Raw genomic sequence first — 26,521 nt, 5'->3', positions numbered from 1 at the left:
CGCGAACATTATCATTTCAGCGTGTTTTTCGCTAGTGATTCAACCAAATAAACTGTTAACGTTTACGTTAACTGTTGCAAGCTAGGTTTACAGCCTGTAAAAGCATTGCGTTTGCTTTTGAAAGCAGTACTATAAAACAAAACTAACAGACGTCATTAGCGAGAAGTCATCATGACAGAACAATCAACGGAACTTACAGAAGAACAAGCATCAGCCTGGGTGCGGGAACATTTTGAACTGGCCAACAAGTATTTAGCACAGCTAGGTTTTATTACCGATAAAATCATTATGCGGGAAAGCCGATACTTGATTCCGTATATGGCGGTGTGGAAATTTACCACGCAAGGTAAAAAAGGCCCAGTCTGGGTTATTAATGGCGATGTCCCGATGGATATGGTCGAAGAGAGTGCCGCTAAAGATGCCCGCGAAGCGGTGCGTTATTTTGCGCTGCGCTGGCAAATGAAAGCTGAAACTATCTTGCAAGCAGAACAGGGAACAGCACAACTTCGCCAGCAAGCCCAGTATTTGATTGGTCGGGCAGAAGGCCTATATGAGCTTGCTGAGCAGGAGGAATTATGGGAACAACAGCACGCTTAATCGTGCTGTTGATACACTTCTAATACCCCACAATTAATTAAATCACAGCAAAGTTGCTGGGCTGCGTTCGATTGCAACAGGGAAGCTTGCGCATGCAATGGCGTGGGCTCCCACATTTCCCCGAACCACTGTGCCACCGCAAGTAACTCTTCATTCAGCGGCCAATCTTCAGCGTTCGCGTACAATCGAGTTTGCGCCGGATTCAGCAAGATACGGGCCCCTGGCACGCGCGCCAGCAAGAGCTCTGGCTCGTGTTCGAGGTAGTGCTGTAATTCTTCAGGATGAATCGGGTCCAGCAAGGTCGGTAACGGCCGCTTGCTCTGCGACAAGACCAGCAGCAAGGCGTGGTCCAATTCATGGGCCTGCCAGGTTTCCAGTAAAAATGAACGCAATTGAGTTAACTGGGAGGTGCTGACCTGATACGCTGGGCCGTAATCGTTTTGTCGGGCATCACGAAAGCGGGGCAGTGGCGTTGATTCTGTATGGCTGAGCATATCTGCCACGGCGGCTCCAAGCTCGGCCATATTCGGGGCGCGGAAGCCGACCGAATAGTTTAAGCTTGGCTCGAGCGCAACCCCGTTATGAGGACAGCCAGCAGGGATATAAAGCATATCACCCGGCTCGAGCACGGCATCAATGATGGCCTCAAAAGGTTCGACCAGCTGTTTCAAATCAGGGTGCGGGCAATGCTCTTCGGCTTGGGGAAGACGAGCACCCACTTGCCAATGGCGACGGCCCAACCCTTGAATGATAAACACATCATACTGATCCAAGTGAGGACCGACCCCGCCATCTTCGGTGGCGAAACTGATCATCACATCATCGAGTCGCCAATCGGGTAGAAAGCGGAAAGGGGCGAGCAATTGTTGGACTTCGGGCAGCCATTCATTCACCGATTGCACCAATAAGGTCCAGCCGCTTTCACCGAATTCTTCATAGGACTCAAACGGACCGTGATGAACATCCCAGCCATCTGCTCGTTGAATGATTACCCGTGAATCGACTTCCTGTTCCAAGGCGAGTCCGGCCAAAATTTCTGGTTCAATTAAATCGGTAAACTGCGGGAAAGCACCACGAATTAAGCGTGGCTGTTGTTGCCACGCTTGTTCGAGAAATTCTTTCTGATCAAGGTTCAGGGTTAAACTCATGCGTCTAGCTCATCCACAAAGGCAATCGCACGGCCAATATAAGCAGCCGGAGTGAGTGCTAATAGGCGTTCTTTGGCTTCGGCAGGGAGCTCTAACCCTTGAATGAAGTCAGCCATTGCCGCTTGGTCCACGCGCTTACCGCGGGTTAATTCTTTCAGCTTTTCGTACGGCTGTTCAATGCCGTAACGCCGCATTACGGTTTGTACTGGCTCGGCCAACAGTTCCCAATTGCTATCCAGTTCCTGCAACAGGTTTTCTTCGTTCACTTCCAGCTTGCTAATTCCTTTTAAGGTGGCTTGATAGGCAATGAGTGCATAAGCAAAGCCAACGCCTAAGTTCCGTAGCACGGTGGAGTCGGTTAAATCACGCTGCCAGCGGCTGATGGGAAGCTTTTGTGCAAGGTGGGCCATGATCGCGTTGGCCAATCCTAAGTTGCCCTCAGAGTTTTCGAAATCAATTGGGTTCACTTTATGTGGCATGGTGGAAGAGCCCACTTCGCCGGCCACCGTCCGTTGTTTAAAGTGGTTGAGCGCAATATAACCCCATACGTCACGGTTAAAATCAATCACGATGGTATTGAAGCGCGCGACGGCGTCAAACAATTCAGCAATGTAATCATGGGGTTCAATCTGGGTGGTATAAGCATTCCAGGTTAACCCGAGTGAGGTGACAAACTGTTGTGCAAGTTGATGCCAGTCGACTTCAGGGTATGCGGCTAAATGCGCGTTGTAGTTGCCGACCGCGCCATTGATTTTGCCTAATAAAGGAATCGCTTGCAGTTGCTCCAGCTGGCGTTGCAGGCGCACATAAACGTTCGCCATTTCTTTCCCTAGCGTGGTCGGTGTCGCCGGCTGCCCGTGCGTCCGCGCCATCATCGGCACCGTTTTGTGACTCTTAGCTAAGGCTTTAATCGCGTCACTCAGTTCGCGCATGGTAGGCACCATGACGTTATCCAATGCATCACGAAGCATCAGCGCGTGGGACAGGTTGTTGATATCTTCTGAGGTACAGGCAAAGTGAATAAACTCACTCACTTGGTGCAGTTCAGCATGGTCGGCAACCCGTTCTTTGAGAAAGTACTCGACGGCTTTCACATCATGGTTGGTGGTTTGCTCAATGGTTTTAACCCGCTGTGCGTCTTGCTCTGAAAAATTATCAATGATCGCGTCAAGGAATTGCACCGCAGCCTCTGATAACGGAGGGACTTCCTTGATTTCAGGAACTTGTGCTAACAGCTGCAACCAACGAATCTCAACAATCACCCGATTCCGAATAAGGCCGTATTCACTAAACATGGGGCGTAATGCGGCTGCTTTGCTCCCATAACGTCCATCGACAGGAGAAAGGGCGGTTAAGGCAGAAAGATTCATCATGATAAAGGCTCCGAAGGCAGAGGTAATTCTTTTAATAGTTGTTGAACGGTACGCACGATACGACTTTGGTACCAAATAAAATGGCGGCGGCGACCGCCCAGTTGACGCCATAACACGGCATTACGAACCCCACTTAAGAGCAGGGCGCGGATTAAATTCTGTTGACTCGGTTGCTGCAGAATTGCTGGGTGGCCGTTAATTTTAAGGGGTTTGGCTAAGGGTGAAATAAGATCACTATAGATACCGGCCATGGTGGCAACGATGGTGTCATCGGCAAAGTTAAATTGATATTTCTGCCGATGCAGTTGTTGCAAACGCTGGCCGAGTTGCTGCATCTGAGATGCAGAACGACTAAGTCGGCGCTCTAACGCGAGGATCCCAACCACATAGCGGGTGACTTCCATATCTTTATTTTTCGATGGGCCAACTTGCAATAAAAGATTTTCTAAGCCGAATCGCAACTCTTCGCGGTTCGGGTACATGGCATCCACACTGGCTGGATTCAGCTCAAGCACGCTAGCCAATAATACGTTACTGGTGGCTGGTTCACGCACCAAACCTAACCGCGCCACTTGCTTCACCACCGCGGCGGCTTGCACGGTGGCGCCAAGAGCGATCATGCGCTCTTGCCAAACGTCCGCTAACGGGCGGGCGCTCATAACAACACTTCCTGGTCGGTAAGGCGCTGTTCGATGATGCCACCGCCTAAGCACTCCTCGGCTTGATAAAAGACCGCTGATTGCCCTGGGGTTACCGCAGCTACGGGTTGCTCAAACTCAACCTGTACGCGGCCATCCGCTAGTGGGGTGACCGTACAGGGAATGTCTTCCTGACGGTAACGGGTTTTAACGGTGCACTGGAAAGGCTCAGTGATGGCTTGACGATTCACCCAATGCAATTGCCCCGCAATCAATCCATTCGAATACAAGCGGGGATGATGTTTGCCTTGGGCAACAATCAGAATATTGTTCGCAACATCTTTATCAACCACATACCATGGTTCATCGCCAGCGTCCGCTAAACCGCCAATATGCAAGCCTTTACGTTGCCCTAGAGTGTGGTACATCAAGCCTTCATGACGGCCGAGTTCAACCCCATCCACAGAGTGAATCGGACCCGGTTGAGCCGGCAAGTACCGCTGTAAGAAATCTTTGAATTTGCGCTCACCAATAAAGCAAATGCCCGTGGAGTCCTTTTTATCTGCGGTGACAAAACCTTGCTGTTCCGCAATTTTACGAACTTCGGGCTTTTCGAGCTCACCCACCGGGAACAAGGTTTGCGCCACGTGAGAATGAGCGAGAGTGTAGAGAAAATAGCTTTGGTCTTTATTGCTATCAACACCACGCAACAGCTGAAATTGCCCCTGCTGTTCGCGACGGCGCACATAGTGTCCGGTGGCAATATAATCGGCCCCTAACGCAACGGCTGCAAACTCAAGAAAGGCTTTAAATTTAATTTCTTTATTGCACATAATATCAGGGTTTGGGGTACGCCCAGCCCGATATTCTGCCAGGAAATACTCGAACACGTTGTCCCAATACTCGGCGGCAAAATTCACCGTATGCAGTGGAATACCAAGCTTTTCACAGACTGCCTCGGCATCTGCTAAGTCACTGGCAGCAGCACAGTATTCATCGGAGTCGTCTTCTTCCCAATTTTTCATAAACAACCCTTCAACCTGATACCCTTGCTGCAGCAACAGGTAGGCTGAAACGGACGAATCCACACCGCCGGACATGCCGACAATGACTTTTTTTGATGCGGGGTTGTGTTGTTGTTGAGTCATTTACTTCACTTAACGAAAGACGAGGAACATAGCGGCTAATTTTACCACAAGGGGGAGAGCTCGCGCCACTCACCTGGCTGTAAGTCCTCCAACTTCCATGGACCAATGCTTGCGCGAATGAGTCGAAGAGTCGGTAAGCCCACGGCCGCCGTCATGCGACGCACTTGACGATTACGACCTTCGGTAATGGTTAATTGCAGCCAGCTGTCAGGCACGGTTTTTCGTTCTCGAACTGGAGGGACGCGTGTCCATAACCCAAGGGGTTCTTCAATCACCTGCACGGTGGCCGGCAGAGTCATGCCATCCTTGAGTTCAACGCCTTGGCGTAGGGCTTCGAGAGCGGCGCTGGAGGGGGTGCCTTCCACCTGTGCCCAATAGGTTTTCTCCATCTGTTGGCTGGGATGACTGATACGATGCTGTAACACACCGTCATTGGTTAATAGCAATAACCCTTCACTATCCTTATCGAGTCGACCGGCTGGATAAAAATTCGGTTCCTGAATCCATTCTTTCAGGGTTCGCTCATCGGCCGAGCCGGTGAATTGGCTTAATACCCCAAAGGGTTTATTCAAGGCAATCAGTCGTGGCTGGGCAGGGCGCGGGCGTGATTGTGACCGACGACCTTGAAAGGAATGACGAAAGGGACGTTGTGACATCACGATAGCTCCAATGAATCAGTGAGTTAAGCTTACTAGTATCGCATATCATCGGGTGAATCGCATTGGTAGTCTTGCCCACTGTGATTTATAATCCCGCAGATAACTATTATTAAAGGAGACGCGATTGTGTCGAATAATTTGAATCAGAAGGTACAGGAACTGCCAGCCGGGGACTTTTCCCGAGCATTGAAAGGGGACATCAAAATTAACGTGGGGCCGCTGCTAAAACATGCATGGGATATTACCCCACGAATTTTGTTGTGGATGATCGGTCTATTTATTGGTGTAGTTGCGTTGAGTTTCGTGCTGCAGGAAATATATGCTGTTTTTATACCAACTTACTCGACTGATCTGACACCTGAGCAGCAAGCGGCACTGATCATGGAAAGCAACATGATCGGCTCGATGATCACAGTGACGCTATTGAATGAGCTCATCATGGCTCCCTTTACCGCGTTATTTATCATGGTGGCCCTGGCAAACGTAGCGAATCATAAACCAAACATGGCGCTGTTACGTGCTGGGTTGGCACAATGGAAATCACTGGTGTTATTACTGCTCGTTAAAATGGTGATGATACTGGTAAGCGGCGTACTGTTGTCGTGGTTGTTCTTCCTTAACACCACCTTGGCCATGGCGTTGTTGGTGGGCTTTGGGGGATATATCCAACTGAGCCTTATTTTAGCGATTCCGTTGATTCTTGATCGCCGATTGGGTGTTAAGCAGGCAGTATTTGGCTCATTCATTATCGTGAACAAAGCCATGTTTCCGGTATTAATGCTGATGATCCTCATGTTCATTATTATTCTGATCAGTGTGATTCCACTAGGGTTGGGGCTGATTTTCACGTTGCCGATGATGGCGAACCTAATTGCCGTTATTTACCACGCGCTGGTGGGAAGCACCATCGCAGAACATCCGGCATTGCAAACTGAGGGTGTTCGTTAATGCGTTGGTTAGTCTGGCTATTGGCCCTACTGTTAGTAGGGCTCGCGGTTTGGTTACCGACTCGGGTTCATCAACCGGAGTTGGAGTTAACCGATACCACGGCGCAGGTATCCTGGGAGGTGCCTCAGGTGCCGCTGGTGACAGACGTTCCCGATTTCTCGATTTATACCGACGTTCGTGAGAAAAAAGAAGCGTTCTTTCGTTTTTTAGCGCCATTGGTGCAGGTGGAAAACTCCATTATTGAATTGGAACGGCGTTATGTGTTGTTCATTCAGGATAAAATCCAGAAAGGTGAGTCGCTGACTCCGAAACAAAGAAAACAATTCCAAACCATTGCACAACGCTATCAGGTTGACTTGGATCGCAACAATATGGCGGGTACCTTTACCGTATTACTACGCCGCATTGATGTGGTGCCGGTTACCTTGGTATTAGTGCAGGCGGCGAATGAATCCGGGTGGGGGACGTCACGTTTTGCCCGTGAAGGCCTTAACTTTTTCGGGCAATGGTGTTTTTCGAAGGGCTGTGGCTTGGTTCCTGATGCGCGAGTGGAAGGGATGACGCACGAAGTGCGCAAGTTTGCTTCGGTAAATGCTTCGGTGCGGAGCTATTTGCGCAATATCAATACCCATCCGGCTTATTTTGAGTTGCGTCGATTACGTGAAGCCCAACGAGCCTCAAACAAAGAGTTACGGGCACTCGATCTGACGCCTGGATTATTAAGCTATTCAGAACGGGGCGAAGATTACATGAATGAATTAAATTTAATGATCCGTGTGAATCGCCCCATCATTGTGGATATGTTACAGCCACCTAACTCAGATTCAGCACCCGAATAACCCCATGCTTGCCGGTGGCATTGCCATCGGCTTCATCCTCATCGTCTTCATCCCGATAATTTAAGAACTCAGTAGGCGTGCTGTGATCAAACGCTTGGTCGCCATCGGGATTGCTTTCGCCGGTTGCTTGAATAGTTTTGAAATCAAACAATTCTGGATCGGCCAAATGAGAAGGCACCACGTCGCGCAGTGCGCTAAACATGCTTTCAATACGGCCCGGGAATTGTCGATCCCATTGTTGCAACATGGCTTTGATGGTCTGACGTTGAAGGTTTTCCTGTGACCCACATAAGTTGCAGGGAATAATCGGAAATTGCATGTGTTCTGAATATTTTGCGATGTCTTTTTCGCGACAGTAAACGAGCGGGCGAATGACCACATGCTTGCCATTATCACTGACTAGTTTGGGCGGCATAGATTTCATCTTGCCCCCGTAGAACATGTTCAGCATTAAGGTTTCAAGCAAGTCATCACGGTGATGGCCTAGAGCAATTTTAGTGGCGCCCAGTTCGCTGGCGACCCGATATAAAATCCCACGCCGCAACCGTGAACACAAGGAGCAGGTGGTTTTGCCTGCTGGGACTTTTTCTTTCACAATACTATAGGTGTCTTCCTCGATAATACGGAAGTCGACCCCTTCAGCTGTCAAATACTCGGGTAAGATATGCTCGGGAAACCCCGGTTGCTTCTGATCTAAGTTGACCGCCACCAGTTCAAAGCGAATCGGCGCGATGCGCTGGAAGTAACGCAACACATCAAGCAGGGTATAACTGTCTTTCCCGCCTGATAAACACACCATCACTTTATCGCCATCCTCAATCATTTGATAATGCTGGATGGCTTCTCCGACCGAACGACGAATACGTTTCTGCAACTTGTTAAAGTTGTACTGTTGCTTTTTGGCTTGTGTCGCGCTGATTTCGATACTCATGAACCCTCTGTTGTCACAGCTGTTGACCAAAAAATGGCGGCGATTATACCTTAATTGGCGACACAAATCCCTCAGGTTTTACTGCTAACACGTCACAATTTATTGCGTCTAACACATGTTCTGCGGTATTGCCTAATAGCGCCGCGGAAAAGCCAGTGCGACCAATGGTACCTAACACCACCATCCCCGCGTTGAGATCCTCGGCTAAACGTGGAATCACTTGTTCAGGCAACCCTTCAAGAACATGAAGCTGCGAGGAAGGAATTTGATAATGCTGCGCATGCTCTTGCAGGGCTTGTTGATGGCTTTCGGCAATACTGCCCCGATAGTTAGTGGTATCAAATTCTGGTATTTCTGCTGCAATAGTGACCGGAGCGCCGGGGAATGCGTTCACCAAATGGGGAGTGGTATTCATGTACCGCGCTAATAAAAACGCTGCTTCTGTCACTCGATGGTTTAACGAGCGATGGTGTTCGTGTTCGCCTGTGGTATGAATGCCGGCCAAAATCTGACCATGCTCTGGCCAATGACTTTCTTTAACAAGCAGCACGTAGCAGGGCGCTTTACGTAATAAATGCCAATCCGTGGGGGTAAATAATAACGCCGCTAACCCTTCGCGTTCATGGGTGGCTTTAATAATGAGATCATACTCACCGCTAATAGCAGTTTCGATAATGGATTCAAACGGGCGATTATGCCAACGAACCACAATATCGTATTGGATATCACGCATGTTATGGCCTTCTAACACGTCCTCAATCCAAATACGCCGATCATTAATTAAGCTATCGCGCATGCTGTTGCGTTCGTCAGCGGCCAGCATGGTGGTCATTTCGTACGAAAAATCGTAAATCGACACCATAAATGTGACATGAGCATGGCTGATCCGTGCTAATTGCAGTGCGCGTTCAAGCGCTTTTTGCTGCTGCCGGTCAGCGTCCAGGACGGCTAGAATTCGAGTTAATTGGGTCATTTGTCACCTCGCACTGTTCCCTTGAATCACTTAAAGTCTAGCTAAAATTTAGCGAAACAGCTATGTGACTTATAGCACCTGTAACTGCTTGAGTGCGATGATCAGAGTCCATAACCCGTATAGGATCATGAGTCCGCCCATGAGTTGGCGAAAGCCATGAGCTTGGAGCAATTGTTGCACGCTGCGACTGAACCAGCCAAAGCCCACCATTGCGGGGAAGGTGCCGAGCCCAAATAACAACATATAGAATGCGCCGGACGTTGCGGAGCCAGAAAGGGCGGCCCAACTAAGGGCGCTATAAACTAAACCGCAGGGCAACCAGCCCCATAGCATGCCTGCTAAGAACAAGCCGGGGGTGGTGACTTGGCCTTGTCGCAAGCGCGCTGCCCAAGGTTGTAATTTGCGCCACCAAGGAAGCCCTAATCGCTCCAGATGACGTAGACCAAACCACCATTGGCCTAAGTAAAGACCAAAAGCGACCAGCACGAAGGCAGCTAAAATGCGTAATACGATCAGCCCATGAGGCGCTACGTTGGCGAGGCCACCTAAGGTAGCGGCAATGATAGCGCCGGCAATGGCATAGGAGGTAATTCGTCCTAAGTTATAGACCACCACCTGCCAAGGACGGGTGGTGCCGGTGACTGCTGCAGCAATGCCACCGCACATCATTAGGCAATGACCTGCGCCGGCTAACCCCATGAATAATGCAGGAAGCCAATCATGCATCATGATCAGTGTTCGACTCTTTGGTCGGAGTAGCCTTGGGCGGCGTTGACGGCGGCTGAGGTTGATCGTCAAGTAAGATGTTCATGCCTTGACGTTCAAGATCTTCAAACTGATCACTTTTTACCGCAAAGAAAAATACCCCAATCGCGATGGCTACAAAGAGCAACGCGATCGGAATTAACACATATAAACTTTCCATTAGCGATACAGCCTCAATGAATTCAACAGGACAATCAGGGAGCTTAACGACATCCCGATTGCGGCAATATAAGGGGTCACAAAGCCTGCCATTGCCACTGGAATAATACCAACATTATAGATCAGTGCCCAACGAATGTTCTGTTTGAGAATTTGCTGGGCGGTTAGGGTGATATCACGGCAGTGGGTGAGGGCACTGAATTCATTGCGTAACAAAATCACATCAGCCGCGGTTCGGGCAAGGTCTGCGGCATGGCCAAAGGTAATGGATACATCGGCTTGGGCCAGCACAGGGCCATCATTTAAGCCATCGCCAATCATAGCGACCGGCCCCTGTTCTTGGGCGGCGGTGACTTTGGCTAGTTTGTCCGCGGGGAGTAAATCCCCATACACTTGCTGAATCGCTAATTCCTGTGCCACTTGCTCGGCGAGATCTTGGCGATCACCCGTGAGCATAATGACTTCAATGCCTTGTGCTTGTAACGCAGCAATGGTTGCTGGGGTATCCGGGCGAATCCGATCGCCCACGTGCAATTCTGCTAACACCGTTTCTGGCGTTGCCACGAAGACTTGGGCCGCGGTGAGCTGTGGCTGAAACTGGGGGTGCCATTCGCGCACAAAACGTAAACTCCCCACGCGGATAGGTTCAGCGTCTGCAGTCCCCGGTGGTGTCCAAACCGCTTGTAAGCCATAACCGATGACAGTCTGCACTTCAGTGACGTTTACTGATTTTTTCGTGAGCTGCGTGAGGGCCGCAGCGAGGGGATGCTCGGAATAGCTTTCAATGGCCTGCACCACGGCTCGCACAGCTTGCTCATCGATGTGCTCATGGGCATAGCAATGGAGTTGCTGTAACTTAAATTCACCGGTGGTTAAGGTGCCGGTTTTGTCCACAAATATGGTTTTAATGTCCGGAAGGACTTGCAGCATGTCCGCGTTACGGAGCAAAATGCCGGATTTATTCAGTTTATGGATGGCTCCCGTGACGGCGGTTGGCGCCGCTAGCGATAACGCACAGGGGCAGGTGGCGACTAATACAGAAAGCGCAACCCAAAATGCCTCATTGGGCTCGATAAAGGTCCAAATAAGGAAGGTTAACCCCGACAACATAAGAATTCGCGAAACAAATTTATCGGCCATGGTTTCTGCCATTAAGGCCAGTTTCGGCTTCCGTGACAGGGCCAAATCTTGCAGCTCGATAATACTCGCCAAGACCGTTTCTTGCTGGGTGGCTGTGACCCGCAACCGAATCGGTTGTTGTTGGTTTACGCTGCCAGCCAATACTGTCTCTTGTTGTCGTTTTTGAATCAGGCGACTTTCACCGGTCAGAATACTTTCATTCACATGGGCGGTATCACTGAGTAAGGCACCATCGGCAGGTACCGTGGTGCCGGGTAACACCTGCACGATATCGCCAAGCTGCAATTGGCTCACCGAGACCGACTCCAGTTCACCCGACGGTAATACACGCTGGGCAACTGCTGGGAGTAGCTTGATTGAGTTGGAGGCGGCGGCAACGGCTTTTTGCCGCGCAAGGAGCTCAAAGTAACGCCCAACCAATAAGAAAAACGTAAACATGGTGACGGATTCGAAATAAACCTCACCACGGTTCATGATGGTTGCGTAAGCACTGGCGCCATAGGTTGAAATGAGGGCAAAAGTAACGGGCACATCCATGTTCGGACGGCCAGCTTGTAAGCTACGGATGGCGCTAGCGAAAAAAGGTTGTGCGCTATAAAACAGCACTGGGGTCGTCATTAAAAAACTGACCCACCACATAAATTGTTGTAAATCAGGAGTAAGATCACTGACCACGCCAAAATAAAGGCCGACCGCGATCATCATAACCTGCATCATACCAATGCCGGCGACTCCCAAACGCTTTACGAAATAGCGACGACGACGTTTAAATTCTTGTTCTTGATTGGCCGCCTGAAAGGGCAGTGCGCGATAGCCAAGTTCTGCCATCGCATGTAGTAATTCACTCAGTTTGGCCTGCTCCGGTTGCCACTGAATATATACGCGCTCGGTCGTTGCATTCACCTGCACCTTGCGTACTCCGGCTACGCGTCCCAAATGCTGTTCGATCAGCCAGGCACACGCAGAACAGGTCATTCCTTCCACGGATAAATTAATGCTCCGCAGCCCATGTTCATCATGACGGGTAAACTGTTGTTGCAGCTGTTCATCGTCGTAAGCGGTGAGTTGTTGTAATTCTTCAGGCAGCAAGGGCACTTGCAATGGGTTGCTGGTGTCGCGGTAACGATAGAAGTGCAAGAGGTTTTGCTGCGCAATGGTTTCTGCAACGGCTTGGCAGCCATAGCAACAGACTGGGACCTCTTGTTCAGCTAAAACAACGGTATAACCACCATCCTCGGGTAACGGCTGGAGACAATGGTAACAGACGTTCGCCGGGACTGCAGGCAAAGGAGCACTCATGAGTGACTACACGCCGTAGGTAAGCGGTTTAATGGTTAAGATACGATAAGCCGGCAATTGAATTTGCTGGCTGACACGCCAACTATTATCAAAGGGCGTAATCGTTAAGGTCCATTTTCCTTGTTCTTCAGCAGGCAATTCACCGCGATAAACGCCTTGCGCGTCGGCGGTCAATACCAGACTGAAATCTCTATCACCTAAGGTGCTGTGATAGAACTGCACGGTTAACGCCGTAAATTGTGATGGTGTCCCATTGGTAAATGACAATTCAAAGTGTTGGTCAACTTGTTTAAAGGCAAACTCAATGTTCAAGGCTTGCGCGGCTTGCACTTTTTCGACCTGGGCATTAATTCCACGACCTTTTTTATAATAATCGTCCACGACCATTGGATTATCGCCGTAGCGACTGGCCACGGTTAAGGTCACTGCCATTGCAATGACAACAGAGAAGGGAATGAGCATTAGAAACCACGGCCAAAACTGCTTATACCAAGGCTTATCCATGGGTTAGAAACCTCTATTTGATTCGTATAAAAAGAAAAACCCCGCAGGAGCGGGGTTTTTTTAGATTATTCCTGCGATAGCCCGTAGACGTACGAACTAATGACATGAATTTTATCCTCTCCGAGGATATCTTTCCAGGCTGGCATCACACCATTACGGCCATTGCGAATAGTTTCTTCAATGGCTTCTTGTGACCCACCATATAACCAGATGTTATCGGTTAAGTTAGGGGCGCCCAGTGCGTAGTTCCCTTTACCATCCATTCCGTGACATGCAGCACAGACGATAAAGTTACTTTCACCTGCTTTAGCAAGTTCAGGGTCAACTTTACGACCACTCAAGCTCATCACGTAATGCGCAAGTTCAGCGACCTCCTGATCATTAAACTGGCTTTGCGGCGGCATTAAGCCAACTCGACCTTCCATGATGGAGTGCTTGATTTGCTCTGCACTGCCACCGTATAACCAATCACTATCCGTGAGGTTAGGGAAGCCTTTACCACCCATCGCGTTTGAGCCGTGGCACTGCGCACAGTTCTGAATAAACAGACGTTGTCCGATTTCCTTCGCCGTTTGATCTGAAGCTAAGTCTTCAATCGAGCGCTCTGATAACGCGGCAAAGATAGGGCCGAACTTCTCATCTGCTTGCTCAATTTGACGATCATACTCAACAATTAAACCAGCTTCATGAGCTTGTTCGGTTGCTAAGCGTGACTCCTCAAGTGAGCGAACCTGTTGGTTGGAACTGCTCCAGCCTAAGAGGCCTTTGAAGTTTCCTAAACCTGGATACAACGCCAGGTAAATGAACCCCCACACAATAGTGATCCAGAATAAGATGGTCCACCATTTTGGCATTGGGTTGTTAATTTCCACGATACCATCGTATTCGTGGTCCATTAATTCACCTTCTTTGATGCCGGTGTAGTTGGTCATGTTCCAACGTAACAACCAAATGATGAACACCAAGAAGGCTAAGGTTAGGACAATAATCCATGCACTCCAGAAGCTACTCATTATTCTTCGACTCCTGTTTAGTACTGTCGTTGGTTTTTGACGATGGTTGCTCGTCGTCAAAAATGGAGTTGGCGGCGTCATCAAAGTTCTTTTTCTGACCTTTGCTGTACGCCCACCAGACCACACCGATGAACAGTACGAAAACTAATACGGTGTAAAAACTACGCCAAGTGATGTAATCCATCTTACTCAGCCTGCGTTAAACCAGTTCCAAGAACTTGCAGATAGGCAATTAAAGCTTCCATTTCGGTTTTACCTGCGACTGCAGCTTGGGCACCAGCGATATCTTCATCGGTGTAAGGCACCCCAAACGAACGGAATAGCTCTAATTTCTTAGCGGTCAACTTCCCATCTAAGACATTTTCTGCAAGCCATGGAAACGCTGGCATGTTTGAGTTATCAACGACATCACGAGGGTTCATTAAGTGAACGTAGTGCCATTCGTCACTGTACCGTCCACCCACGCGCGCCAAGTCAGGACCCGTACGCTTTGAGCCCCATAAGAAAGGACGCTCCCAAACGTGCTCACCCGCTAATGAGTAGTGGCCATAACGCTCAGTTTCAGAACGGAATGGACGAATCATTTGGCTGTGACAGTTGTTACAGCCTTCACGGATATAGATATCACGCCCTTCCATTTCGAGTGCAGTGTAGGGTTGTAAACCAATCACTGGCTCGTTGGTCTGCTTCTGGAATAACAATGGGGTGATTTCCACGAGACCACCAATGGAGATGGCCAACGTCATAAATACCGCTAACCAACCCACACGTTTTTCAACAAATGAATGCTTAATGTGCTTCTTGCTCATTACATCGACTCCTTAAGCAGACTGAGTTGCTGTGGCTGGGGCAGGGTTATTTTCTGCCACTGGCGCATTCACATACTCAACGGTTGGTTTACCGGCACGGATAGTCCGATAGACGTTCACCGCCATCAAGATCATACCTGCAACAATAAACACGCCACCGATAACCCGGATAATCCAGAACGGGTACGATTCGGACACACTCTCGATGAAACTATAGGTTAAGGTTCCGTCTGTTGCGTTAACTGCGCGCCACATCAGACCTTGCATAACCCCTGAAATCCACAGCGCAACGATGTATAGAACAACACCAATTGTGTGCAACCAGAAGTGAATGTTGATCCAGCGGACATTATGCATTTGTGTTTGGCTCCACAAGCGTGGAATCAAGTAATACATTGCACCGATGGTGATCATAGCAACCCAACCTAAAGCACCAGAGTGAACGTGACCAACGGTCCAGTCCGTGTAGTGCGAAAGGGCGTTCACCGACTTGATTGACATCATTGGACCTTCAAAGGTCGACATGCCGTAGAACGACAGAGAAACAATCAAGAAACGGAGGATTGGGTCGGTTCTTAGCTTATGCCACGCGCCTGACAAGGTCATGATACCGTTGATCATTCCACCCCATGAAGGGACGAATAGAATGATTGACATCACCATGCCTAATGACTGTGTCCAGTCTGGCAGAGCAGTGTAGTGAAGGTGGTGCGGCCCCGCCCAGATGTAAAGAGAAATCAGTGCCCAGAAGTGAACAACTGATAACCGATAGGAGTAAACCGGACGCTCGGCTTGTTTAGGAACAAAGTAGTACATCATACCTAAGAAACCGGCGGTGAGTAGGAAACCTACCGCGTTGTGACCGTACCACCACTGTACCATGGCGTCAGTAGCACCTGCATAGAGGCTGTATGACTTGGTAAAGGAAACTGGTACTGCCATGCTATTCACAATATGCAAGACGGCAATGGTGACAATAAAGCCGCCGTAGAACCAGTTCGCCACGTAAATGTGGGAGGTGGTGCGCTTCACTAACGTACCAAAGAAAACAATGATATACGCGACCCAAACCAGCGCAATCAGAATGTCGATTGGCCACTCCAGTTCAGCGTATTCTTTTGAGCTTGTTATGCCGAGTGGCAGGGTAATAACGGCCGCAAGAATAACGGCTTGCCATCCCCAAAACACAAAGCTTGCAAGCTTGTTAGAGAACAGGGCGGTTTTACAGGTTTTTTGGACCACGTAAAACGATGTTCCCATAAGAGCTGAGGTACCAAACGCAAAAATTACCGCGTTGGTATGCAATGGACGTAACCGAGAGTAGGTTAGCCATGGCGTCTCAAAGTTTAATTCTGGCCAGACCAGTTGTGCGGCGATAAGAACCCCAACTGCCATGCCAATAATTCCCCAAATAACAGTCGCAATGGCAAATTGCCGGACGACTTTCAGGTTGTATTCTATTTGTAGTGGATTCGTTTGGCTCATTTTTGATTTCCGCGTTGATGCTCTGAAAGTTAATGACAGAGTAACGTGACAAATTATAGGTTGCCTGTCCGTTCCCTTATCGGTAGTTTGACAAACGTCCCTATTTTACGAGTTTTGAACCAAGAAAAACAGGTTGAAAACAGGAAAATAAACGCTTTCAAGCCTATCGTTGGTTTTTTAAACGATTTACTCGAGTCAATTTTAAGGTGGAAAAATTAACCATATGAAGCCTAGGGTCTTTATTTATGCGCTGTTGAGCGGAATTTTGTTGACATCATGTAAACCCGCGCCGCTTCCCTACGAGAATAGTTCACCGGGAAAAATCCGCCACATTTTTGATCCGGATCAACCCAAGGTGGAGCAACCGATGACCGTTATCTTCACTGTTGCGCCCGACATTGAGCTACAACGTGGTGTTATCGAAGGGGTATCGATGTACATGGGTACCATTCCCTTGGTGGTGGAACCGGTTTCCGAGACTCAGTGGCAGGCGGAGCTTTGGCTGGGCGCGTGCAGTGATCCACAGATGCGCTGGCGAGCAACGATTCCTTGGGTGAATCCAACAGCAGGTACGCGCGGGCAGTATCAGTTTGAGTTCGTGACTGAAACTAATTGAAACAACTTAATCGAGGTGGTGTTGCGGCATGAGTGATATGCTTGACGATGACTATTTTATTTGGGAGCTCCCATGTCGGTTGCGCTAATTTGGATTGTTATCGGTATTCTGCTGCTTATTTCAGAGCTGTTATTAACCAGCGTCGTGGCCGTGTTTATTGGCGTTGGAGCCATTATCACCGGGCTGTTGCTACATTGGGAGATAATTAACGAAATATCAACTCAGTTTGCGGTTTTCGGAATCTCTAGTGCTGTATTGTTAGTGCTGGCTCGCGGTAAGTTAAAAGCGCTTTTTAAAGGTTATACGGCAGACAACGACCCCTCCAAGCCCAATTTTCAGCGCGATATTGGAGCGCGAGTGAAAGTGGTGAAAACCTTCCAACATGGTGCCGGTCGAGTGGTACTTAATGGGGTGCAATGGGACGCTTTCTCAGAGGACGATTTGCAAGAGGGTGATACCGCTTGGGTTATTGCCAATGAAGGCATCCAACTGACGGTTCGTAAAGAACGTCAGATCACGTCAACCAAGGATTAGCTATGAACAGTATCAGCATCGAAACAGTGTTAGCGATTGGATTTGCGGTCGCTGTTGTCATTGTCATTTTAAAATCAGCGCGCATTGTACCGCAACGCTCAAATTATGTGATTGAACGACTTGGTAAATACAATCGCACGCTCGATTCAGGGTTCCATTTTCTGATCCCATTTGTCGATAAAGTTGCCTACCAGCATACGTTAAAAGAAGAAGTCATCGATGTGGAACGGCAAGCCTGTGTCACCCGCGATAATATTCAAGTTGGGATTAATGGGGTGCTCTATATCCAAGTGGTGGATGCACAAAAAGCAAGTTATGGCATCAATGATTATCGTTACGCGGCATCACAGTTGGCGCAAACCACGATGCGGTCGGTAATTGGACAAACAGATTTGGATAAAACGTTCGAAGAACGCGCACGGATTAATGAGGTCGTGGTGCAGGCGTTGGATGAAGCGGCTGCACCTTGGGGGATTAAAGTGCTCCGTTATGAAATTTCGGACATTGAACTGCCGATGAGCATTAAAGACGCGTTAGAGCAGCAAATGCGTGCTGAGCGCGAGCGTCGCGCGGCAATCGCCAAATCAGAAGGTGAACGACAAGCAATGATTAACGTGTCGGAAGGGCACAAACAAGAAGTCATTAATTTGTCCGAAGCTGAAAAACAGAAACAGATCAACGAAGCAGAAGGGCGCGCTCAAGAAATTGAGCTCATTGCAGCGGCTACCGCCGCGGGATTACGGCAAATTGCTGAAGCCATTCAACTACCGGGTGGTCAAGATGCCGTTAGTCTTCGTGTGGCGGAACAATATGTTAAAGAGTTCGGTAATTTAGCCAAAGAGGCGAACACACTTATTTTACCTGCTCAACTTGCAGATATTGGAAGTGCGGTCGCAGGGTTAACCGAAATCATTAAGAAAAAGCCCTAAAATGCCTCGATTCAACGGGTTGGCGTAAAATGAAGGTCGTTCATCGAAGATGATCGACCTTTTTTGATCGAGTTTGCGACAATATAGTCACTTAATTTTAAATTTTTTTCGTCCATTCTTCCGTAATAGGGATCATGCATGCAGTGGTTAAATCGGGTTGGAGTCATAGGGATATTTATTTGTAGTGTTGGGTTTACCAACGCAACTGCACAACAATGGGGAGGGGCTGACCGCGCTGCAGTCGTCATCACCCAATCGGTCGGTTTTGAACGCATTCAACGTCAGGTTGAAGCTGTTGGATATGCGGAGGCTCAACGTTCTGTGGCCTTGTATCCAGCGGTGAGTGACTTAGTGTTAGAAGTGAACTTTAAGCCTGGGCAGCAGGTGAAGCAAGGTGATGTGTTGGTGCGGTTAGATGATCGGCAGCAACAAGTAAATCTACAACGCGCCCGTATTCAACTTGAAGATGCAGAGCGTACCGTCAAACGGCTAACGACCAGTCGGCAGCAAGGGGCAATTGCTCAAAGTGAGTTGGATGCCGCCATAACCGCCCGTGATCTCATGAAAGTTGCGGTGCGTGAAGCTGAAGTTGCTTATGAGGATCGCCAAGTCCGCGCTCCGTTTGATGGTGTCGTTGGGATCACTGACGTTGAGCCGGGGGATCGGATTACGACGCAAACCTTGATTACAACCATCGATCAACGGGAACAATTGTACATTGATTTTAATGCTCCAGAAGCGGCGATTGAGTTGCTTATGAAAGGCGGGGAGCTTCATGTCACGCCTTGGACGGCTCGAACGCAACGTATTCCTGCTGAAATTATTGAAGTCGACTCGCGAATCAATATGGAAAATAGAACCATCCGAGTACGCGCAGCAATTGATAATAGCCAAGATATGTATCGTCCAGGCATGAGTTTCCGCGTGGGGCTTACCTATTATGGTGATAATTATGTGGTTGTGCCGGAGTCTGCCCTAATGTGGAGTTCCAACGGAGCCTATATATGGTTAGCGAAAGAAGGCAAAGCTCAGCGCGTTAATATCAACATTCAGCAACGGCTCGCTGGTCGCATTTTAGTGGAAGGTCCAATTCAACTTGGGGATACGCTTATTACTGAAGGGATTCAAAGCTTGCGAGATGGTCAGCTGATTCGTGATATTGGTTCGGAGACACCTTAATGAAACTGTCACCGCATTTAAATGATCTTCCATCATTGGCGATTCGTCGGCCAATTTTGATCATTGTTTTAAACTTACTCATTATTATTGCCGGTTACGCTGCAATCAAGGGGGTGGAAGTACGGGAGCTACCGGATGTGGATCGTCCCTTCGTTACTGTCACCGCTTCATATCCAGGGGCTGCGCCTGAAACCATTGATACGGAAGTGACAAGTATTTTGGAAGGCGCAGCAGCACGCGTTAGTGGCGTGAAACAAATTCGAGCGTCAAGTGAAGAGGGCAGCTCGCGAGTCATGGTCGAGTTCCGACCAGGCATTGACCTAGATAACGCTGCGAATGAAATGCGTGAAGCGGTAAGCCAAGTGCAACGGCGACTTCCCGACGATGTTGAAAACGTTGCAATTATCAAAGCCGACAATAACGCACAAGCGGTTATTTCTTTGGCCATTTCTAGCAGCACACTCGATTTGGAAACCTTAACAGAACGAGTGCGGACCGATTTATCCCCGCAATTTTTAAGTATTCCGGGGGTTGCGGATGTTCGTCTCAATGGCGAACGCCCACGGGTGATGCGGGTTATTCTTGACCCACTCCGATTGGCAAGTTATCAAATTACGGTGTCTGAAGTCGCTAACGTATTACGTCAGGCGCCGTTTGATGTGCCCGCTGGAAGTTTGAAATCGCAGGAGCAACAGCTCATTGTTCGAGCCGATGCCAGTTCTGTCACCGTTGATGATGTTGAGAATATTGTGGTGCGTGGCACGACTCGGATCGGCGATGTGGCCACTGTATTTTTCTCACCAGCAGACGCCAGTGGCATTACACGGCTCGATGGTAAGTCCGTCATTGGCTTAGGGGTGATCCGCCAAGCCCGTTCGAACACTATTGAAATTTCTGATAATACCATCGCGTTGGTTGAGCGCTTGAAATTGCAATACCCTGAGTTGGATATTGTGATTACTTCTGATGACGCCAAGTTTATCCGTAGCTCCGTTGAAGAAGTCTTTGTTTCTTTAGCCCTTACTATTTTAATGGTTGTAGGCACGCTCTGGGTATTTATTGGCTCTTGGCGAGCCACCATTGTACCTTCCGTTGCTATTCCAGTTTCATTAATTGGGTCGCTAGCAGTCATTTGGCTGTTTGGCTTTTCGATTAATATTCTCACGTTGCTGGCATTAGTGTTGGCGACCGGCCTAATTGTCGATGACGCCATTGTGGTGTCAGAAAATATCCAACGTCGGCGCGGGCTTGGCCTTGGGGCGCGTGCTTCAGCCGTGGTGGGAACCCGAGAAGTATTTTTTGCGGTCATCGCAACCACCGCTGTGTTAGCGGCAGTTTTTGTGCCGATTGCGTTCTTGCCGTCAACAGCAGGGCGCTTATTCCGTGAATTTGGGGTGGTCTTAGCCTCAGCAGTTGTTATTTCATCCTTTGTCGCGTTATCGCTGGTGCCGGCATTAACAGCGCGCTTGCCATTGCAAGAGAATAAACGCACCAATTGGTTGCAACGAGTCGGGGTGAAGCTTCGCGATTATTATGTCCGCACGTTAAAACTCGCCTTGGATAAAGGCGTCTGGGTGGTGTTATTTAGTGTGGGCATTGCCGCTTATTCAACGTACCTGTATTTCCAAGTTGATAATGAGCTCATGCCTACAGAAGACAGAGGAACCATCAATATTTTCGCCCGCGGTCCGGATGGTGTGGGCATTGAGTTTATGGATCGCCAAGCCCGGCAAATGGAAGCGATTCTTGAACCTTATATTCATGATGGCTCCATCGACTCCATTAACACCATGGTAGGGCAATGGGACCCAAACCTTGTCTTCATTACGATCCGACTTGTTGATTGGGATCAGCGGAGCAAAAGCCAACAGGAAATTATCAATGAAATTAATGGCCCCTTAAGCTTAATCCCGGGGGCTCCTGGGCGTGCATTTGGCTCAAATAGTTTGAACCTACGTGGGCAAAGTGGCGGTTTATCGTTGGCTTTGACGGGTGAAAATTACGATGAAATATTCCGTGCTGCTCAAAAGTATTCAGCGCGGTTACAGGCTGAAATACCCGATGTCGGGTTCCCGCGCATTGGCTATCAGCCGACGCAACCTCAATTGCGTGTTCATATTGATCGCAAACGAGCGGAAGAATTAGGGGTTCCCTTAAATGATATTTCAACCACCTTGCGTGCTGCCATTAATGGCTTGGACGTGGTTGATTTAAATATCGGTGACCAAGCGGTACCCATTATGCTTCAAGCGCAGCGGGATTTGATTCGTGATCCGACAGATATTATGAACTTATATGTCGGAACCAGTTCTGGACTTGTGCCGCTATCCAGCTTAACGGCAATGACCGAGGAGGGCGTTCCTGCTGAGTTAACCCGACGAGCACAACGTCGTGCGATTCAAATTGATTTTCAAATGCCCACCTCCATGCCATTGGAAGAAGTGGTGGTAAAAATGCGGCAATTTGCTGCGGAAGAATTACCGCCGGGAATTGGTTTGCTATTGCTCGGTGAAGCTGAAGCCTTTGAGGAAGCGTCACGTGAAGTGACAGTCACCTATGTGCTAGCGCTGATTATTGTCTTCCTGGTATTGGCTGCACAATTTGAAAGTGTGAACTCAGCGATTGTGGTGATGGCCACTGTTCCATTTGGTATTGCCGCGGCATTTTTTGCGCTCTATATTTCGGGAACATCCATCAACATTTATTCGCAGATTGGGCTGGTGATGTTGATTGGACTGATAGCCAAGAACTCGATTCTATTGGTGGAGTTTGCGGACCAGCTACGTGACCGAGGTTTAGCACTTCGTGATGCGGTTGAAAAGGCGTCGGAAATTCGGTTGCGACCGATTATGATGACGCTAGTATCGACCTTACTGGGTGCGTTGCCACTGATTCTTTCTATGGGAGCGGGCGCTGAATCAAGAAACGCAATTGGTTGGGTGGTGTTTGGTGGATTACTCTTTGCCGTGTTATTTACCTTATACCTGACGCCAGTTCTTTATCTTGCTATTGCGCGCTTCACCAAGCCAAGAGCTGACGAAGCCAAGCGCTTGGAAGAGGAAATGGAAGCTGCCGACCAGCTTTGATATTTGAGCAACTGATAAATGCAAAGCGCCACACGTGCGATTCGTGTGGCGCTTTTTTTTCGAAGTTTCTGCAGGGTGTTGAAGGCAATCTTGCAGATAAAAGTGTAAGTAATCACATAGCGACTAACTCAATAATATTATCTAATTTAACATAATATACATTATGCGCAATTGTATGTTGTGGGATTTGCCACGGAATCTGCGCGCTTTTCTGGTGTGGTTTGGTATTCTGTCGTTAGAAATCGATTCAGGAAGAATTAACGAGAGGAAATGACGATGCGTTATTTAGTCAGTCTGCTGATGTTTTTCATACCGTTTAGCAGCGTTGGGCACGTATTTTTTAAATTGGAACATGCGGAGTATCCGACTTCGTATTTGTTCGGGACGATGCACATGTTGTGTGGTCCTGAGGTGGAAATTCCAGCGAACGTACAACAAGCTTTTATTGATTCGCAGCAATTGGTGGTTGAAATTGATCTCACGGATATTCAGCAGATTCGTGAAATTCAAGCCAATATCAGACAACAGCCGACGAATTATTTAGACGAGCATTTAACGGAAGAACAGCAAACCCAGCTGTCTGAGCGTGTTGAACAGGTATTACAGGCACCATACCCTGCGATGAAAGAAATCCGCCCTTTCCTGCTGAATGCCTTGTTTATGCAACATTACATGGATTGTCCAGACAGCATGCTGTTGATGGATGAGGCCTTTATTACGCGGGCCAAAATGGCGCAAAAAACCGTGGTTGGTTTAGAAACAGCACTGCAACAACTGCAGGTGTTTGATAGCTTACCGCTGGCGGAACAAGTCACCAGTTTACTGGAAGTCGCACTCAACCCAGAGCAAACCAAGGTCGAATTGAAGGCATTGGAAGAACTGTATTTAAGTGATAACAGTGAAGCCCTGCATCGGCATATCCTCGCGGAATCTGAAGGAACGCCACAATTTGAAGAAGCCGTATTAATTGAACGTAACCACCGCTGGGTTGAGCAACTGCAAGAAATCTTGCCTCAACATAGCTCCTTTATTGCTGTTGGTGCTGGCCATTTAGGTGGTCAAGATGGCTTGATTCAGTTACTGCAACAGCAAGGTTACCAATTAACTCCCATCGCGGTTGATTTTAAAGCACAAACTGAGCATTGAGTTCATGCCAATTGCGTCTGACAGTGGTAGAATCGGCGCAATTATGGGAGAGCTTACTATGCGCGTTGCTGCAGCAGCATTACAACCAGCAATTCAAGAATGGGCCGCGCAGCGGCCACAATCAGTGTCATCCAATGCGCTCGTTGGTCAACAACGAGCGTTATCCGCATTACAACAAGCCTTAAATATTGGCGGACGATATGCCCACAGCTATGTCGTCACCCCGGCCGGAATGCGCATTTACGACGTCATTAAAGAAGTCGAAGCGCGCCACCATTGGGTTCATGCGCAAAAGTATGATTGGGTGTATGTGGCGAACCCCGACTCCGCATTCGAGCCCTTATGGGTCAATTTGCCGGCCGGGAGCGCCCAAAGTTTTGTGGTGCAATTGCTCACGTTTTTCCAAACTGACATTAATGTGCGTGGTCCGTTGCGCGATCATATGGTCGAAACCTTCGCAACTGAACGTGTGGCGCACTATTTAGACTTAGTGATTGATCATACCTTTGAAGAGTTACCCGGCAATGAATTAGCCAACATTATTGTCAGTCACAATGGCGATGAGCCCTTTATTTTGTGTGATCGGGTCACCGAAGCCAGCCTGTTTGGCAGCATTCGCTTGCAGAGTGTGGAAGGAACCATTTCATCAGGGCTGCACTTAATTGAAGCCGGCGCTATCTTGAAGGCAAATGGCGGCATTTTGGCCATCGATGCCGAAGAACTCTTGTTGCAGCCAGGTTTATGGCGCAAATTAAAATATATTTTGCGGACCAGCCAGTTTCATTGGCCGCAGCCCGGTGATGCCAAAATAGCAACCTACTATCAGCCGGAAGCCATTCCTGTTCAGATCAAAATTTTCTTACTCGGCGAGCGTGATATTTACGCACAGTTACGTGAACATGATCGTGACTTTGATAATTTATTTCCATTTTTGGCGGACTTTTCATCCCACTATTCGCTGCAAAAAGAGCCCCTCACCCCCTACTTTGATTATTTAAAGTATGTGGAAGAACAAGCCGCTATTTTGCCGCTGGCCGATGATGCGTACCCAGCCTTGCTGAAATTTGTCACGCGCATTACCGATTTTCACACCGAATTATCCCTCGATACCATTGCCATCATGCAATTGTTGCGGGAAGCCTGTGCCCTAGCGCGGGCTGAACAAGCGCAAACACTTCAGGGGCGATATATTCAACAAGCCATTCAGCAACGAGAACAGCGCAACGGTTACATTGCAGAGCTTAGCCGGCGGAGTATTTTAGAAGGCCAAGTTTATATTCAAACCGAGGAAGCTGTCGTTGGCCAAATCAACGGTCTTACCGTCGTGACGGCCGGTGGCCATGAGTTTGGTGAGCCGACCCGTATTACCGCCACCGTGCATTATGGTGATGGCGATATTATCGATATTGATCGCAAGTCCGAGTTAAGCGGCAATATTCACACCAAAGGGGTGATGATTTTAAGCGCTTACATTGCCAATGTATTCGCTCGAAACGAAGCCATGGCGCTGTCTGCCACCATTGTGTTTGAGCAGTCGTATCATGAAGTGGATGGCGATAGCGCATCCCTCGCGGAGTTATGCTGTTTACTGTCGGCACTGGCCGAAGCGCCGATTCAACAAGGGATTGCCATTACCGGTGCGGTGGATCAATTTGGCCGTGTGCAAGCCATTGGCGCCGTGAACGAAAAGATTGAAGGCTATTTTGAACTCTGTCGAACTCGTGGCCTTAACGGCAGCCAAGGGGTAATTATTCCTCAAGCAAATTTGAGCCAGCTCAATTTAAATGATGATGTGATTGCCGCTGTCGCAGACGAAGAATTCCATATTTATGCCATTAATGATGTGAGTGAAGCATTAGAGCTACTGACACAAGTTCAGCAAAAACAATTATATGAACGCATTGAGCAACGACTCAATGAGCTTCAGCAGGGAGAACGAGAAGTTCCATGGTGGCGTCGCTGGTTTGAATAGAATAACTTGTCGGACTTGTTAAGCGTACACGTGTTCGCTAATCTAGCGCCTATCTCCGTCTGCTTGGTAGGCGTTAGATGTGTGAAACGCAATTAACAACAAGGTTATTATGAAACAATCTAGCTTTACTCGTGAGGAATTACTTGCCTGTGGCCGTGGCGAAATGTTTGGTCCTGGCAACAGCCAACTGCCCGCCCCTAATATGCTAATGATGGATCGTATTGTCGAAATCACCGAAGATGGTGGCGCTTACGGCAAAGGATTTATCCACGCTGAATTGGATATCACCCCTGATTTGTGGTTCTTCGATTGTCACTTTATTGGTGATCCCGTCATGCCAGGTTGTCTCGGATTAGATGCCATGTGGCAGTTAACAGGCTTTTTCTTAGCCTGTGCGGGCGGCCCAGGTCGTGGCCGTGCGTTAGGTGTTGGTGAAGTGAAATTCACTGGACAAATTCTACCAACCGCTAAAAAAGTCAGCTACTTCATTGATATGAAGCGTGTTTTAAAACGCTCTTTATTCATGGGAATTGCGGACGGTCGTGTTGAAGTAGATGGGAAAACGATTTATACCGCAAAAGATTTAAAGGTTGGCTTATTTACTGATACGTCTAGTTTCTAAAGCCTTAAA

General features: G+C 48.6%; 26 protein-coding genes. 11 read left to right on the top strand and 15 right to left on the bottom strand.

The genetic code is table 11. The features are described from left to right. The first annotated feature begins 171 nt into the window (after window positions 1–171). Window positions 172–597: a DUF4826 family protein gene (locus BLP64_RS00985; protein ID WP_092590814.1), complete on the top strand. Its 426-nt coding sequence runs from the start codon at window positions 172–174 to the stop codon at window positions 595–597. Here the strand turns inward: BLP64_RS00985 and BLP64_RS00980 are convergent. From BLP64_RS00980 to BLP64_RS00960, 5 genes are read right to left on the bottom strand one after another with little or no spacing between them, the layout of a single operon-like run. After that, window positions 594–1,745, bottom strand: a complete 1,152-nt coding sequence (locus tag BLP64_RS00980; RefSeq protein WP_092590812.1) for a cupin domain-containing protein — start codon at window positions 1,743–1,745, stop codon at window positions 594–596. The genes BLP64_RS00985 and BLP64_RS00980 overlap by 4 nt on opposite strands. Beyond that, the gene (gene purB / locus BLP64_RS00975) at window positions 1,742–3,115 is read right to left on the bottom strand and encodes an adenylosuccinate lyase (protein ID WP_092591121.1); all 1,374 of its coding nucleotides are present in this window, start codon (window positions 3,113–3,115) and stop codon (window positions 1,742–1,744) included. Before purB ends, BLP64_RS00980 begins: the two co-directional genes overlap by 4 nt. Continuing rightward, a complete protein-coding gene (hflD, locus tag BLP64_RS00970; protein ID WP_092590810.1) occupies window positions 3,115–3,777 on the bottom strand; it encodes a high frequency lysogenization protein HflD in 663 nt (220 codons plus the stop codon). The genes purB and hflD overlap by 1 nt, the downstream gene beginning before the upstream one ends. After that, entirely contained in the window at window positions 3,774–4,904 is a 1,131-nt protein-coding gene (gene mnmA / locus BLP64_RS00965) for a tRNA 2-thiouridine(34) synthase MnmA (RefSeq protein ID WP_092590808.1), read from the bottom strand. The genes hflD and mnmA overlap by 4 nt, the downstream gene beginning before the upstream one ends. A gap of 41 nt (window positions 4,905–4,945) precedes the next feature. Then, window positions 4,946–5,560 carry a pseudouridine synthase gene (locus BLP64_RS00960; RefSeq protein ID WP_092590806.1) on the bottom strand — a complete coding sequence of 205 codons (615 nt, stop codon included), beginning with the start codon at window positions 5,558–5,560 and terminating at the stop codon, window positions 4,946–4,948. 129 nt (window positions 5,561–5,689) lie between these two features. Here BLP64_RS00960 and BLP64_RS00955 point away from each other — a divergent pair, with 129 nt between their 5' ends. Both BLP64_RS00955 and BLP64_RS00950 read left to right on the top strand, forming a co-directional pair. After that, window positions 5,690–6,511 carry a hypothetical protein gene (locus tag BLP64_RS00955; protein ID WP_092590804.1) on the top strand — a complete coding sequence of 274 codons (822 nt, stop codon included), beginning with the start codon at window positions 5,690–5,692 and terminating at the stop codon, window positions 6,509–6,511. Beyond that, window positions 6,511–7,350, top strand: coding sequence for a glucosaminidase domain-containing protein (locus tag BLP64_RS00950; RefSeq protein WP_092590802.1), 840 nt, complete (start codon window positions 6,511–6,513; stop codon window positions 7,348–7,350). Before BLP64_RS00955 ends, BLP64_RS00950 begins: the two co-directional genes overlap by 1 nt. On the opposite strand, the gene ttcA is transcribed toward BLP64_RS00950, so the two are convergent. From ttcA to ccoN, 10 genes are all read right to left on the bottom strand, one after another. Next, window positions 7,325–8,281 carry a tRNA 2-thiocytidine(32) synthetase TtcA gene (ttcA, locus tag BLP64_RS00945; protein WP_092590800.1) on the bottom strand — a complete coding sequence of 319 codons (957 nt, stop codon included), beginning with the start codon at window positions 8,279–8,281 and terminating at the stop codon, window positions 7,325–7,327. The genes BLP64_RS00950 and ttcA overlap by 26 nt on opposite strands. A gap of 43 nt (window positions 8,282–8,324) precedes the next feature. Next, window positions 8,325–9,254, bottom strand: a complete 930-nt coding sequence (gene uspE, locus BLP64_RS00940) for a universal stress protein UspE (protein ID WP_092590798.1) — start codon at window positions 9,252–9,254, stop codon at window positions 8,325–8,327. Between the two features lie 69 nt (window positions 9,255–9,323). Next, on the bottom strand, window positions 9,324–9,983 hold the full coding sequence (locus tag BLP64_RS00935; RefSeq protein WP_233340069.1) for a sulfite exporter TauE/SafE family protein: 660 nt from the start codon (window positions 9,981–9,983) through the stop codon (window positions 9,324–9,326). Next, on the bottom strand, window positions 9,973–10,179 hold the full coding sequence (ccoS, locus tag BLP64_RS00930) for a cbb3-type cytochrome oxidase assembly protein CcoS (protein WP_092590796.1): 207 nt from the start codon (window positions 10,177–10,179) through the stop codon (window positions 9,973–9,975). Before ccoS ends, BLP64_RS00935 begins: the two co-directional genes overlap by 11 nt. Then, window positions 10,179–12,617, bottom strand: coding sequence for a heavy metal translocating P-type ATPase (locus tag BLP64_RS00925; RefSeq protein ID WP_092590794.1), 2,439 nt, complete (start codon window positions 12,615–12,617; stop codon window positions 10,179–10,181). The genes ccoS and BLP64_RS00925 overlap by 1 nt, the downstream gene beginning before the upstream one ends. A gap of 6 nt (window positions 12,618–12,623) precedes the next feature. Continuing rightward, window positions 12,624–13,121, bottom strand: coding sequence for a FixH family protein (locus tag BLP64_RS00920; RefSeq protein WP_092590792.1), 498 nt, complete (start codon window positions 13,119–13,121; stop codon window positions 12,624–12,626). Window positions 13,122–13,186: 65 nt separating this feature from the next. Further along, window positions 13,187–14,134: a cytochrome-c oxidase, cbb3-type subunit III gene (gene ccoP / locus BLP64_RS00915; RefSeq protein ID WP_092590790.1), complete on the bottom strand. Its 948-nt coding sequence runs from the start codon at window positions 14,132–14,134 to the stop codon at window positions 13,187–13,189. Then, the gene (locus BLP64_RS00910; protein WP_092590788.1) at window positions 14,127–14,318 is read right to left on the bottom strand and encodes a cbb3-type cytochrome oxidase subunit 3; all 192 of its coding nucleotides are present in this window, start codon (window positions 14,316–14,318) and stop codon (window positions 14,127–14,129) included. Before BLP64_RS00910 ends, ccoP begins: the two co-directional genes overlap by 8 nt. A 1-nt stretch (window position 14,319) precedes the next feature. Beyond that, complete coding sequence (ccoO, locus tag BLP64_RS00905) at window positions 14,320–14,943, bottom strand: cytochrome-c oxidase, cbb3-type subunit II (protein WP_092590786.1); 624 nt, start codon at window positions 14,941–14,943, stop codon at window positions 14,320–14,322. A gap of 12 nt (window positions 14,944–14,955) precedes the next feature. Then, a complete protein-coding gene (ccoN, locus tag BLP64_RS00900) occupies window positions 14,956–16,428 on the bottom strand; it encodes a cytochrome-c oxidase, cbb3-type subunit I (protein WP_092590784.1) in 1,473 nt (490 codons plus the stop codon). 223 nt (window positions 16,429–16,651) lie between these two features. On the opposite strand from ccoN, the gene BLP64_RS10720 reads away from it, so the two are divergent. From BLP64_RS10720 to fabA, 8 genes are all read left to right on the top strand, one after another. Next, window positions 16,652–17,044, top strand: a complete 393-nt coding sequence (locus BLP64_RS10720; RefSeq protein ID WP_143001055.1) for a hypothetical protein — start codon at window positions 16,652–16,654, stop codon at window positions 17,042–17,044. Between the two features lie 72 nt (window positions 17,045–17,116). Next, window positions 17,117–17,578 (top strand): NfeD family protein, encoded by a 462-nt coding sequence (locus BLP64_RS00890; protein ID WP_092590780.1) that lies wholly within the window; start codon window positions 17,117–17,119, stop codon window positions 17,576–17,578. A 2-nt stretch (window positions 17,579–17,580) separates the two neighbouring features. Beyond that, on the top strand, window positions 17,581–18,507 hold the full coding sequence (locus BLP64_RS00885; RefSeq protein WP_092590778.1) for an SPFH domain-containing protein: 927 nt from the start codon (window positions 17,581–17,583) through the stop codon (window positions 18,505–18,507). 138 nt (window positions 18,508–18,645) lie between these two features. After that, the gene (locus BLP64_RS00880) at window positions 18,646–19,686 is read left to right on the top strand and encodes an efflux RND transporter periplasmic adaptor subunit (protein ID WP_092590776.1); all 1,041 of its coding nucleotides are present in this window, start codon (window positions 18,646–18,648) and stop codon (window positions 19,684–19,686) included. After that, a complete protein-coding gene (locus tag BLP64_RS00875; protein ID WP_092590774.1) occupies window positions 19,686–22,772 on the top strand; it encodes an efflux RND transporter permease subunit in 3,087 nt (1,028 codons plus the stop codon). Before BLP64_RS00880 ends, BLP64_RS00875 begins: the two co-directional genes overlap by 1 nt. 276 nt (window positions 22,773–23,048) lie before the next feature. After that, window positions 23,049–23,918 carry a TraB/GumN family protein gene (locus BLP64_RS00870; protein WP_176754871.1) on the top strand — a complete coding sequence of 290 codons (870 nt, stop codon included), beginning with the start codon at window positions 23,049–23,051 and terminating at the stop codon, window positions 23,916–23,918. A gap of 4 nt (window positions 23,919–23,922) precedes the next feature. Next, window positions 23,923–25,890 (top strand): AAA family ATPase, encoded by a 1,968-nt coding sequence (locus BLP64_RS00865; protein WP_233340068.1) that lies wholly within the window; start codon window positions 23,923–23,925, stop codon window positions 25,888–25,890. A 109-nt stretch (window positions 25,891–25,999) separates the two neighbouring features. Continuing rightward, window positions 26,000–26,512: a 3-hydroxyacyl-[acyl-carrier-protein] dehydratase FabA gene (fabA, locus tag BLP64_RS00860; protein ID WP_092590768.1), complete on the top strand. Its 513-nt coding sequence runs from the start codon at window positions 26,000–26,002 to the stop codon at window positions 26,510–26,512. The last annotated feature ends 9 nt before the right edge of the window (window positions 26,513–26,521 follow it).

This window comes from Pseudidiomarina indica, from assembly GCF_900104245.1.
Taxonomy (GTDB): Bacteria; Pseudomonadota; Gammaproteobacteria; order Enterobacterales; family Alteromonadaceae; genus Pseudidiomarina; species Pseudidiomarina indica.
The sequence above is the reverse complement of the archived record's forward strand: the minus strand, read 5'-3'. Positions and strand labels throughout refer to the sequence as shown.